We start from the raw sequence: 12733 nt of genomic DNA on the forward strand, positions 1-12733 counted from the left end.
CATGCCCCATCCATTAATTGAAATGCAATTACATCAAAACCGGCGTCAATTCTTTGGGCGCACGAGTACCGGCATTGGTGTCGCAGCACTCGCGTCACTTCTCAATCGTGACCTGTTTTCTAAAGAGACCGCCAACGATCCAACGCGCGTCGGCGGACTGCCCGGCATTCCCCATTTCGCTCCTAAAGCCAAACGGGTTATCTACCTGCTACAGTCGGGCGCGCCCTCTCAAGTGGACCTGCTCGACTACAAACCCTCGCTCGACAAGCTACATATGGGCGAATTGCCAGATAGCGTGCGTAAAGGCCAGCGACTGACGGGGATGACAGCAGGACAGAAGAAATTCCCTATTGTCAAATCACCATGGAAATTCCGGCAGCACGGTGAATCTGGAACGTGGCTAAGTGATCTGTTACCCCATATGGGAAAAGTAGCCGATGACATTTGTGTGATTAATTCCATGCATACCGAAGCCATCAATCATGACCCGGCCATCACCTTCTTCCAGTCAGGACATCAGCAACCAGGACGTCCGAGTATTGGGGCGTGGCTCAGCTATGGGCTGGGAAGTGAGACCGAAAATTTACCTTCGTTCGTCGTACTGCTCAGTAAAAATTCGTTCCATCAGGCACAACCCCTGTATGATCGATTGTGGGGTAGCGGCTTTTTATCGTCAAAGTATCAGGGGGTCAAATTCCGCAGCCAGGGCGATCCGGTTTTGTATTTGAGTGATCCTGCCGGCGGCAGTGACGCAAATCGTCGGGTAATGCTGGACCGACTGGCAAAGCTCAACCAGTTGCGAGAGCAGGAAATCGGCGATCCCGAAATCACCGCACGAATTGCTCAATATGAAATGGCGTACCGCATGCAGACCTCGGTTCCGGAACTCGCCGATATCTCTGATGAGACAGCCAGCACGCTCAAGCTGTATGGCGATGACGTCAAAGAGCCCGGTTCCCACGCGGCAAACTGTCTGCTTGCGAGAAGACTCGCCGAACGCGGCGTCCGCTTCATCCAAGTCTTTCACCGCGGCTGGGATCACCATAGTAACGTACAGCAGCACCTGCCAACACTGGCTAAGCAAACTGACCAAGGATCCGCCGCGCTCATTGCTGATTTAAAACAGCGCGGCATGCTGGATGAAACACTCGTGATCTGGGGAGGAGAGTTTGGTCGCACGGTTTATTCACAAGGCAATCCAAAATCGTTTGGCCGCGACCATCACCCACGGTGTTTTTCCATCTGGATGGCAGGTGGCGGCATCAAACCCGGCATCACTTACGGGCAAACCGATGATTACTGCTATAACATCACAGAGAACCCGGTTCATGTGCATGACTTTCACGCTACCATCCTGCATTGCCTCGGCATCAATCACGAGCGGTTGACCTACCGCTTCCAGGGTCGTGATTACCGTCTCACCGACGTCCACGGAACCGTGGTCAAGGACATTATAAAGTGAACCATGATTGAATCCACATACGCTTGTTTCTTCGTATGTTCGACAGCACTTATGACAACAGCGTTTATGACAACAGTGCTTTAATCACATGCGCTGGTTCCACACCAGTTAATTTTTGATCGAGTCCCTGGAACTTATAACTGAATTTCTCATGATCAAAACCGAGAAGATGGAGAACAGTTGCATGAAAGTCACGAATGTGCAATGGATCTTTCACGATGTTATATGAGAAATCATCCGTTTCTCCATAGATGGCGCCTCCTTTTGCGCCCCCACCTGCCATCCACATGCTAAAGCAGCGTGGGTGATGATCGCGGCCGTAATTCTCTTGGGACAAACTTCCCTGTGAATAGATGGTGCGTCCGAATTCGCCGCCCCAGATCACTAAGGTGTCTTCCAGCATGCCACGTTGCTTCAGATCTTCGAGGAGCGCGGAACAGGGTTGATCAACGTCTTTACATTGAGAAGGCATGCGTCCTCCTACGTTGGAATGATGATCCCAGTTATTGTGGTAGACCTGAATGAATCGTACACCCCGCTCTGCCAGTCGCCTTGCCATTAAAGCAGTGTTGGCAAAGGTCCCTGGTTTTTTGGCGGCTTCACCATAGAGTTTAAACGTACTTGCGGATTCACTACTAATATCGGTCAGTTCCGGAACACTCGCCTGCATCCGGAATGCCATTTCATACTGTCGAATCCGTGTGTGCGTCTCTGGATCTCCCAACGCCTGATAGTTCAATTCGTTGAGTGCGTTGAGTCCCTCAATCGTCTTTTTCCTGATTGAATCGGGGACACCGGGAGGATTATTGATATACAGAATCGGATCCCCTTTGCTGCGAAAAGAGACTCCGGAATGCTCACCTGAAAGGTAACCAGCACTCCACAAGCGAGAAGAAATTGCCTGCTCCTGCTCGCGGTTGGAGGGGGTCGCTACGAGTACCACAAACGCAGGCAGATTTTCGTTTTCGGACCCCAAACCATAAGAAGCCCATGAACCCAGACAGGGGCGACCGGGGACTTGATTTCCTGTCTGCATCGCCGCGATGGCGGGTTCGTGATTAATCGCCTCGGTATGCAGGCTGCGCATCCAGCAGATTTCGTCGGCCTTCTTCGCAAGATTGGGCAGTAGTTCTGAATTCATCCACATACCGCACTCACCGGCTGGACTGAATTTGTACTTTGAAGGCGCGATGGGGAAGCGTTTCTGGCCGCTCGTCATCGTTGTCAGACGTTGGCCTTTGCGGACTGACTCGGGAAGGTCTTTGTCGTAGAATTTCTGCATGACCGGTTTATAATCGAGCAGGTCCATCTGCGATGGCCCTCCCACCATATGCAGATAAATCACCCGCTTTGCCTTAGGGGGAAAATGACTTCCCACGGGTTGGCTTTCTGTAGCCGCATTGACCGAGTTACCGAGCAGTGATGCCAGTGCCGCCCCGCCAAGCAGATGACGCCCGCGAGAAAAGAAATGACGGCGTGTTTCCAGTTGATGAAAGTCTTCAAAGATGTTCATAGTTAGAACCTCATGATTAACCAAAGCAGTCGTCCTGCACCTCAAATCAATGTGCGTCAGACTGGCTATTTATTCAATGTTTCGTCCAGATTCATCAGTTCGTTGACCAGCATGGTCCAGGCTGCGAGTGTCGCCGGTTCGACCTGCTCACCGGCTTTTAAATCACCGACCGAAATCAGTTGCTTCGCGTCTTCAGTGTGTGTCGTGTAATAAGCTGCTAAATCGTTAAACGATGATTGAGCAATCGTTTGCTCTTCAGGTCGCAGTTTTCGAGCTAACAAGCGTTGCGCCACAAATTGCAGCCTCTCATCAAACCGATCCCCCCCGTTGAGAACCGCCGCCTGTGCCAGGTTTCGGGCAGCTTCGATAAATTGCGGATCGTTTAATGTTACCAATGCCTGAAGCGGCGTATTGGTTCGTTCACGGCGAACTGTGCAGAATTCTCTGCTGGGAGCGTTAAAAGTTTCCAGGTTCGGCGGCGGTGCCATACGCTTCCAGAAGTTATAAATCGACCGGCGATAGAGGTTTTCTCCTTTGTCTTGGACATAGATACGCGTATTGCCCTCGGGCAGTCCTACGATGTCCCAAATCCCTTCGGGTTGATACGGTTTTGTTCCAGGACCGTACATTTTTTTCGACAAAAGACCGCTCGTTGCCAGTGAATAATCACGAATCATCTCGGCATCCATTCGGAAACGAGGGCCACGAGACAGTAAGATATTATCGCGATCCTTCTCTAACTTCTCTGGTGTTGTGATCGCTGCCTGTCGATAGGTTGCGCTCATCAGCATCAGTTTAAATAACTTCTTAACGTCCCAACCATTCTCCTGAAACTCCACTGCTAACCAGTCTAACAGTTCTGGATGACTAGGCGGCGCCCCCATGATTCCAAAGTCTTCCGCCGTCGTCACAATTCCCCGTCCGAACACTTCCTGCCAGAAACGATTCACAGTCACACGAGCCGTCAATGGATTTTGAGTATCAATCACCCATTGCGCTAACCCGAGTCGATTGGGAGCAGCGCCGGTTGGCATCGCGTGTAGTGACACAGGCGGCGCGGCAGAGACCTGATCGCCGGGTTTATCGTAAGCACCACGCATCAAAACATGAGCCATCGCGGGTGTGTTCGGTTTTTCTTTCTGGATATGTGTCACCGGACTGCGTGAACGAATCGCGGTCTGTTCTGCTTCAAGTCGCACTACTGATGCGACTAACTCCGGATATTCAGCATCATGCCTCTCAAGGTAATAGTGATAGAGCTTCGCTGCCTGCTGGGGCGTTCGTTTTTCTGCAGCAATCGCAAGTAGTTTCTGTATCGAAGAATTATCTGCAATCGCGTTGACTTCATTGTCGCTGAGTAGCCGCTCATAAAGGCGAACATCTTGAACAGCGCCCCCTTCAAAAACGGCTCCCTCACTCCGCTGGCCAACTCGCAAGGGTGTTGGGGTGCGAATCGAAGCGTCTGATTTTAGCGACTGTTGTTCCACGCGAATGGGTTCGGCACGACCGTCAACAAAGATCTTCACTCCGGCAGGTTTGCCAGAGCCATCGTAAGTCACGAAGACATGCTGCCATTTCCCAGGTTTCACCACCCTGTTGCGCGTGACGACTTTCAGAGCGTTTCCGGGCCATGTGTCAATAATGTGAGTACCGAATGACTGACCGTTCTGCCACAGGTCCCAACCACGGTATGAAGCTTTCACATCCATTTTCGTGAGGATACCTGCCTGGGCATCCTTGCTCGCTGTTTTCACCCATGCACCGTAGCTGAAGGAACGATCTCGTTCAAAATCGCCGGCATTCCCTACTTCTAATGTCGCGCCCGCTTTAATCACGAGGGCCGGACCTGACTGACCATTCTTGTCCCAGTTAAGCTTCCCTGTCTGACTAACCAGTTCTTTTAGACCAACAGCTTGTAGTTCGTTATCCTGCCCTTCATTAAGTGGCAGATGGAGTACGAGCTTGTCTTGTGGAATATCCCGCCCCATGGACTCGGGGGTTGTTGAGTCCAGCCAGTTCTTGAAATCGGAGTGGGCGTTTTTCTTGCGTGACTCACGTTTCTGTTTTGCTGATGTGATTTCATCGGGCAGCCCATTCCAGCGCGGTTGATCAGCCTTGGAAGGAACAATCAAAGTGGGACCGCGGCCATCGGCCACATTACCATCCTTGGGGCCCTGTGTTGTATTTCGAAAGAACGCTGCCAGCGAGTAGTAGTCTTTCGCCGTTAGCGGGTCAAACTTGTGATCGTGGCACTGAGCACAGTTCGTTGTCAGTCCCAGGTAAACCCAGCCAAATGTCTGAACCCGATCAGTGGCGTAGTTTGCGAGATTTTCCTCATCGATTGTGCCCCCTTCGTTTGTAGTAATGTTACACCGCTGAAAGCCGGTGGCAATGAGTTGATCAGTAGTCGGATCTGGCAAAAGGTCTCCCGCCAGTTGTTCGACCGTAAATTGATCAAATGGCTGATTCCTGTTAAACGAACGTATCACCCAGTCACGGTAAACCCACATCTCACGATAGTTATCAAAGTGCAATCCATGCGTATCGCCATAACGTGCCGCATCCAACCAGTAACGAGCCCGGTGTTCCCCCCAGGCAGTCGATGACATTAATCGATCAATCCATTCGGAGAGTGCTGCATCCTTTCGTTGACGATAATCGGCGACAAATTGAGTCACATCGCCTGGAGATGGTGGAAGCCCCGTGATATCGAGATGCAGCCGTCGGAATAAAGTAGAGGCATCTGTTACTGGTGCCGGAGACAGACTCCGGGATTCCAATCGAGCCAACACAAACCGGTCGATAGCATTTTTGCTCCATGCGATGTTTTTGACAGCAGGCAGGCTGGTTTTTTGTGGTGCGATAAAGGACCAGTGAGGTTGATAAGCCGCCCCGGCGGCGACCCACTGCTTCAATACATCCTTCTGCGCTGAAGTGAGCGAATTTTTCGATTTATGTGGTGGCATCACAAGATCGGGATCATCACTCAGAATACGTGCGATCAATTCGCTTTCAGCAGAGCTTCCCTCAACGATTGCGCTTGCATCAATTGCCGCCTCACGTTGATCCAGTCGCAAGTCTGCTTTGCGTGCCGCACTGTCTGCACCGTGACAGGCAAAACAGTGGTCTGCCAGAATGGGACGAATATCCCGGTTATATTCCGGAGGCTCAGCCGCACGCGAAATCTCTGGACTCACCAGGGAAACGAACAAAAGCAAAACAGTTATGTTCCACAATGACAGACGATACAATAATGTAATCATAGTTTTCACTCGCACTTTCCTACGCGCTTCGCAGCTCAAATTGCTTGACGAATCACCAGCGAACCGAATAAACACGATGATTATTTTATAACACGCCCCTGAAGCGGAAGCAATGGCACGAATAAAGGCGCACTTTTCACCCTAACGGGAGAAACACTAACTCAAAGCAGATTCAAAGAATTTCAGCGTTTAATGTAGTCCATAACGACTCATCTTATAGTGCAGTGTGCGGACACTGACTCCCAGCATTTTTGCTGTTTTTTCACGATGGTAATCGCAAACAACCAGCGCAGCCGAGATCGCAGTCTTCTCTGCATCTTCGGTAACTTCGGCTAAGGTTCTTAAAGGTTCACTTGTGGATGCGATCGTTGGATTCAGGTCGTTTGGTAAATCTGCTGAGTGAATCATATCGCCAGGCAGTGTCACGACCAGTCGTTCGATCACATTTCGAAGTTGCCGAACATTACCGGGCCAGCGTGTCCTGACAAGCTCCTGCATTGCCTCTGGGGAGACTTGCTTGTGTGGCCGATTGTGACGCTGGCAGAAGTGTGTGAGAAAATGTTCGACCAGCAAGGGTATATCATCTCGTCGTTCGCGCAATGCAGGAACGTGAATCGGAATGACATTGAGTCGGTAGAATAAATCCTCGCGAAACGTCCCCTCTTCAATCAACGGTTCCACTGATTTATTGGTGGCAGAAATGATACGGGCATCACTTTTCATCACTTCTTCCCCCCCCACACGCATGAATTGTTGCGTCTCCAATACACGCAACAGATCGACCTGACTTTTGGCCGGCATTTCGGTGACTTCATCCAGAAACAGGGAACCGCCCTGGGCCTGTTCGAAGCAGCCTGGCTTTTGTCGCGTGGCGCCGCTGAATGATCCTTTCTCATGGCCAAACAATTCGCTTTCGAGAAGGGTTTCCGGCATGGCTCCCAGATTGACGGCTACGAACGGACCACTGCATCGATTACTCAAGTCGTGCAAGGCTCGGGCGATGAGCTCTTTTCCGGTCCCACTCTCCCCCTGGATCAGGACCGTCGCATCGGTCGCTGCAACCTGACGAACCTGCTGAAAGACATCGTGCATGGCAGCACAATTTCCAATGATATTCGAAACCTCGCCTGCATTCACAAGACGATTGCGCAGCTCTTGATTCTCAATCTGCAGGCGATGATGCTCACGCGCCTTGCGAACCTGATGTCGAATCAGGTTCAGATCTAAGGGTTTGGTGATGAAATCGAAGGCCCCCAGCCTCATGGCTTTGACTGCAGTTTCGACAGTTCCGTGCGCAGTGATGACAATGGCCGTCGTTTGCGGCCGACTACGCAGCATCTGCTGAATGAGCTGCAACCCATCCATCTCTCCTGGTAAACGGACATCGGCAATCACCAGTTGAAAAAATCCTTCCTGAAACCGGGCCAGTCCCTCTTCTCCATCGCCGGCTGTTTCCAGAACATCCGCTTCTCTGGCCAATCCTTTGGCAAGGCCGGAACGAATGTTTGGCTCGTCATCAATAATCAAAATCCCAAAGCCGTCTGATTGCATATCTACTCACTTAGTGGTAATAAAACAGTGAAAGTCGTTCCACTCGATCCGGTGGTTAGTTCGATTGTGCCGTTGTGTTGACGGACAATCTTTTCACATAGAGCAAGTCCCATACCGGTACCTTCATTACGCGTGGTAAAATATGGGTCAAAAATTAGATCACGAAACTCGATCGGAATTCCCTTACCTGTATCGCTGACATCGATTCGATACCAGTCTCCCTCTCGGCTCAGACTGATTGACATCGTACCAGTGTCAGGCATTGCCTGCAGCGCATTCAAAGCAAGATTGAGCAACACTTGATCAATGTGAACCGAATCTGCCTGCATGTCGGGAAGTTTTTCTTCTGGGAGATGTAGTTCAATCTTAATCTGCTGTTGTTCAGCCTGTGGCCCAATAAACCGCACCAGCTTCTTGATCAATGCAGACAGATCAACGGCAGAACGTCCCGGCTCCGACATGGATGCATAATCGCGAAACCCCTCCAACACGGATACCAAACGGTTGATCTCAGTGCGAATGACTTCGAGCATTTCGTCAATTTCATTCGTAGATGAATGTTCGATGAGCGCTTCATCCAGCAGCTGAACATGCAGTGACAAGGCACTGAGTGGATTCTTGATTTCATGCTGGAGTCCCGTCGCCAGTGACCCCAATCCCGCATAGCGCTCCATACGCCGAAGTCTTTGTTCCATGAGTGCCCGCTCGGTAACATCGCGCACATGGATGACAGTCCCCAGTTCTTCCTGGCGTTCATTTCTCAGTAAGCTGCAACCCGCACGGAGAGTTTGTTCGTGCCCCTGACTCGAAATTGTATAATCACAGTCTCTAACAGAGGAATGATGCGCGTTGACATGGCTGCAAATCACACATAAGAGTGTGTGTTCCGTCCCCACATCAGAGAGTGGGCGTCCAAGAACCGTCCCTTCCAAGCCGAGCAGTTCGCGGCCCCGTGGATTGATGCTCGTAATCATCTCTTTGCGGTCAGTCGTCACGACTCCCTGGTCCATGCTGGCTAAGACATCGCTGGCCAATACCTTGACTTCGCGGAGCGAACGTTCGCTGTTCAGATAAGCCCGCACCAGCAAGACCACAGCGATACCGGTCGCGATAATATTCAGCACTAGCAAAATGGACAATTGGGACTGGAATCGCAGTTCACCTGCCAACTCGCGTGCTACGGCCAGATCACTGTCCGGAAGATCTCGAATGATCTTCGCAACTATCTCCTGCTCGCGCTGAAAGTCGGACAGAATCCAAAACGTAACAACCAGCGCTGTCAGGCTTAATAACGCCAGACCACCAATTGCCAGTTGAAACCCGCGACTGACTCGCGTCTCGTAGACATGAAACATCTCTCGTCTCCCGCCCCCTAATCTATTTCAACCCCTCCCGGCATCATTGACACATTGATTTGTGTAAGGGAGGCAGGGGTTCATTTGAGAGGTCTGAAAGGACTTTGGTGATATGCATCTATTGTATGAGTCGTTTGATTTTTTCTCAATCGATTAAATTCAAACCGGGTTACACGACCAATGCCTCTGCAGTTTTTTGCAGAAGAAGTGCAGAACGTTGCACACTTCTTTAACCAAAACCCTGTTTCTCAAATTTTAAAACGATTCCATCACGACCGGCACACTCTCATCCGATACAGATAACTGAGTCTCCGTATTCCGCAAACTCGAATGGTGGAACACGCGCGACAACCAATATCCCGCCAGTTGGTATCAGAGTTGCTTTGCTTCAAAGAATTGACCAATTAAAGGATTTTGAGGGAAATAAAAGTAATGAACCAAGAAACCGGCTTTCAGCAGATACAATATTACTCAGCCGCACCAAACAGGTGTAAGCATATCATCTCACAGCCTTTGCGAACGCTTTCCATCTGGTCGCTGACCTTGTTTTTCGCGCTGTCACTATCCGTTCTTGAGAGCATGGCACAACCACCAGCTCCGGAACCAAACGAAACTGGAGTGCATTCTCACCTTCAGTCTCTGCAGAGGCAGATTGATGAATTGAAGTCACAACAGACGCTGATGAATCAATCTCCCAATGGCCCCGTTCCATCGGAAGAAGATGAATACGACTCAGACTTACCCTCGCTCCTTAGCAATGATCCTGCAAACGGTAACCAATATCCAACCGCGCGCCTGACAGGGTTCTTTCAAGCGGATTCAGTCTGGTTTCATCAAGATTCCGGCAATATCCAGGCGGTAGGTAATTTACAAGATGGCGCCGATTTTCGTCGAGCCCGATTGGCAGCCACAGGAGATGCCTGGGAGAACATCGGATACATGCTTGAGATGGATTTCGCTTTCCCCGGGCGCCCCAGTTTCATGGATGTGTGGCTGGAAGTGCGCGAAGCCATGGGAACGAATACCGTAAGGATCGGGCAATATCGACAGCCTTTAGGAATGGATGGACTCACGAGCGTTAAAGAGCTCACCTTCCTTGAGCGGGCTCTGCCCTTTGCTTTTCTCCCGTTCCGTCAAATTGGTGCAATGACCTTCGGCCACTCTGAAGACGAACAATCAACCTGGGCACTCTCCGGGTTTCGTTTTCCCACAGACACCTATGGTGGAAATGTGGGTGACAGTGGAGGTTATGGTCTGGCCACACGTCTGACACATTTGTTAATCGACAACGGAGATGGTAACGGACTCTTACACGTTGGCGGGGGTTATAGTTTTGGCAATCTAGCCAACAATTTGCTTCAGTATCGTAATCAACCAGAAATCTTCGTCTCAGAAACTGGTGGCGCCGCGCAAGTCCCGGTGGGTGTCCCCACGAATGTGCCCCCTTTTGTGAACACAGGTCTGATTCCGACTCAGAACTTTAATCTCTTCAATGCCGAATTGGCGTACGCCATCGGTTCATTCTATGCTCAATCGGAAGTGCTTTATTCCCATGTACTACAACGGAATGGGCAAACCAATTCGTTTTCCGGGGCTTATGCACACTTTGGCTATTTTCTCACGGGAGAATCTCGTGCTTATAACCGTAAGGGTGGCGTTTTTGGCCGTGTTGTTCCCCTGAATCCGTATAATCGAGATGGCGGCTGTGGTGCATGGGAAGTTGCTGGTCGCTGGTCCTATATTGATTTGAACGACAAGAATATTCAGGGGGGGCGTTTGACCGACCTCACATTCGGCGTTAACTGGTATCTTAATCAATACACCAAGTTTCAGTTCAACTACATCCACGCATTCCTGAACAGCAGCCCCGCGGTCAACGGCCCTGTTGTCAAAAATAGCAATGCTGATATTCTGGCTGTTCGCGCACAGGTCGACTTCTAATCCTCAATTCAACCTATTCTGGCATAATCACTCCAACACCGGTACCATAAATACTCTGGTTTGATTTAATATCAGATTAGCAAGCGCCTATTAAAAAACGATCCTACAAATACTTCTTACATGGGATTGATCAATGCAGTCGGCCATATTATCGATTATGTCTCAGAGCGATCTTTTTCAAGGATGCACAACACAATGTCATCGATTGATTGCAGATCGTTTGCAAATTCACAGTTTTGCACCTGGGTCCACCATTCTTCAAGCCGGTCATTCTGATCGTGCATTATGGATTGTATTGTTGGGTCAATGCAGGGTTGTTGGTCTCACACAGGATGCCGGCGAAATTGAACTGGCGCAACTTGGGCCTTCCAGTATTTTCGGTGAACTATCATTCTTCGCGCCCGCTGCCCATCGCGTCTCCGTGCTTGCCAAGACTGAGGTTCAGGTGGCTCAGTTCCCTCGCGATGACTTTGACCGTCTCTCCCAATCCCATGTGACGATCGCCCATCAACTCACTTGTAATGCAGCGACCATTCTTGCCAGACGATTACAGCGTATGGATGAATTAATCTGCCGCACTGTCGCCGAAGCCAGAATTGCCCATCACAGTGAGTGGCACGAGTTTTGTCAGTTGATGCACACCACACCTGACAAAACTCGGTAACTTACCTGATTTGATGTGGAGTCAGGATCCCCTCTGGTGTGGTGCCATGAGAGTACGGTTCAAAACGGGAGCCGACCATCGATCAGCCTTATTTCAACTCTAACAACAGGCGACTCTTTTCTCTCAAAGTGCACCTGCCCCAATCAAATAGTAAAATCGGCTTAGAAAATGTGGCACACGAGATTCCAGGCTCGCTGAACGAACCTTGGTTTCGGGATTGATCATTCAGTGGTAAAAAAAGTGCCCGTCGTTTCGCTCAGGCGATTGACCAGGAGCACGAAGTTGCCAGTCACCCATCATACTAGCTACCCGCCAAAGTAAGCGCATGAAGGTGACTGGCAAACTACGTTCACAATAATAGATCAACAACTTGAACTACCCGCTCAAGTGGAAACGGGATACGCGTAACTGAACGCCTCAGGAATCCCGCACGACGGACACTTCTTCGTCTCATAGTATGAACGCCACTCAATTTCATACAAACCATTTATCGTAGTCAGTTTTGCGCGAAACATGATTAAGCAATGAATTTGGATGCATCTCGCACGCGTACCACTTCCAAATATGCGGTAACAGCATGAGCTTCATAGCGTGGTTGGCGACAATAATCTACGATGGCATCGGCGATGGCTTCGGTTGTGATGATTTCAATACGTGTCTGAGAGTGGCCGATAAATGGTTCATCATATACCTGATGATGCCCCTGCCCCCAGCAATTCATGCAAGTAAATCCCTTAATGCCCAACTCACGGAAATGGTTTAACATTTCTGATTCGAAATGGGTCTCTGTAATCACAATGACTTTCGTTAATTCTGTTGTTATAGTCATGAAAACATATTCCTGTGTAAGGTTAGATCATATTCAGCAAGTTCGAAAATGAATGGATTAGCAAAATAAACTGAATGGCAATATCAGTTTGCAATTGTTGCCATTGATGAAAATGACTCTGGCTGAATTAGGGCTTTCCAACCAGAGCCGGGGCC

Annotated in this window: 8 protein-coding genes; 3 read left to right on the plus strand and 5 right to left on the minus strand. The window is 50.0% G+C overall.

Annotated features, from left to right (window positions below):
- Position 1: 1 nt before the first annotated feature.
- Entirely contained in the window at positions 2–1462 is a 1461-nt protein-coding gene (locus AAC022_RS20010) for a DUF1501 domain-containing protein (protein WP_339733821.1), read from the plus strand.
- A gap of 64 nt (positions 1463–1526) precedes the next feature.
- Here the strand turns inward: AAC022_RS20010 and AAC022_RS20015 are convergent, their stop codons facing one another.
- The 4 genes from AAC022_RS20015 to AAC022_RS20030 form a co-directional block, all read right to left on the minus strand.
- A complete protein-coding gene (locus AAC022_RS20015) occupies positions 1527–2975 on the minus strand; it encodes a DUF1501 domain-containing protein (RefSeq protein WP_339733823.1) in 1449 nt (482 codons plus the stop codon).
- A 65-nt stretch (positions 2976–3040) separates the two neighbouring features.
- Entirely contained in the window at positions 3041–6238 is a 3198-nt protein-coding gene (locus AAC022_RS20020; protein ID WP_339733871.1) for a DUF1553 domain-containing protein, read from the minus strand.
- Positions 6239–6427: 189 nt separating this feature from the next.
- Complete coding sequence (locus AAC022_RS20025) at positions 6428–7789, minus strand: sigma-54 dependent transcriptional regulator (RefSeq protein ID WP_339733824.1); 1362 nt, start codon at positions 7787–7789, stop codon at positions 6428–6430.
- Positions 7790–7791: 2 nt separating this feature from the next.
- On the minus strand, positions 7792–9144 hold the full coding sequence (locus tag AAC022_RS20030; RefSeq protein ID WP_339733826.1) for an ATP-binding protein: 1353 nt from the start codon (positions 9142–9144) through the stop codon (positions 7792–7794).
- Between the two features lie 432 nt (positions 9145–9576).
- On the opposite strand from AAC022_RS20030, the gene AAC022_RS20035 reads away from it, so the two are divergent.
- Entirely contained in the window at positions 9577–11085 is a 1509-nt protein-coding gene (locus AAC022_RS20035) for a porin (protein WP_339733827.1), read from the plus strand.
- A 157-nt stretch (positions 11086–11242) separates the two neighbouring features.
- Positions 11243–11749 carry a cyclic nucleotide-binding domain-containing protein gene (locus AAC022_RS20040; protein WP_339733873.1) on the plus strand — a complete coding sequence of 169 codons (507 nt, stop codon included), beginning with the start codon at positions 11243–11245 and terminating at the stop codon, positions 11747–11749.
- A 517-nt stretch (positions 11750–12266) separates the two neighbouring features.
- Here AAC022_RS20040 and AAC022_RS20045 read toward each other — a convergent pair.
- Positions 12267–12578 carry a hypothetical protein gene (locus tag AAC022_RS20045; protein WP_339733829.1) on the minus strand — a complete coding sequence of 104 codons (312 nt, stop codon included), beginning with the start codon at positions 12576–12578 and terminating at the stop codon, positions 12267–12269.
- Positions 12579–12733: the final 155 nt, after the last annotated feature.

The sequence above is a fragment of the uncultured Gimesia sp. genome (genome assembly GCF_963976445.1).
In the GTDB taxonomy this organism is placed as follows: domain Bacteria; phylum Planctomycetota; class Planctomycetia; order Planctomycetales; family Planctomycetaceae; genus Gimesia.

Bases quoted from the DNA above. Each gene is read 5' to 3' on its own strand.
- AAC022_RS20040 (WP_339733873.1), top strand. From the start codon at position 11,243: ATGTCTCAGAGCGATCTTTTTCAAGGATGCACAACACAATGTCATCGA.
- AAC022_RS20030 (WP_339733826.1), bottom strand. From the start codon at position 9,144: ATGTTTCATGTCTACGAGACGCGAGTCAGTCGCGGGTTTCAACTGGCA.
- AAC022_RS20045 (WP_339733829.1), bottom strand. From the start codon at position 12,578: ATGACTATAACAACAGAATTAACGAAAGTCATTGTGATTACAGAGACC.
- AAC022_RS20035 (WP_339733827.1), top strand. From the start codon at position 9,577: ATGAACCAAGAAACCGGCTTTCAGCAGATACAATATTACTCAGCCGCA.
- AAC022_RS20020 (WP_339733871.1), bottom strand. From the start codon at position 6,238: ATGATTACATTATTGTATCGTCTGTCATTGTGGAACATAACTGTTTTG.
- AAC022_RS20010 (WP_339733821.1), top strand. From the start codon at position 2: ATGCCCCATCCATTAATTGAAATGCAATTACATCAAAACCGGCGTCAA.
- AAC022_RS20025 (WP_339733824.1), bottom strand. From the start codon at position 7,789: ATGCAATCAGACGGCTTTGGGATTTTGATTATTGATGACGAGCCAAAC.
- AAC022_RS20015 (WP_339733823.1), bottom strand. From the start codon at position 2,975: ATGAACATCTTTGAAGACTTTCATCAACTGGAAACACGCCGTCATTTC.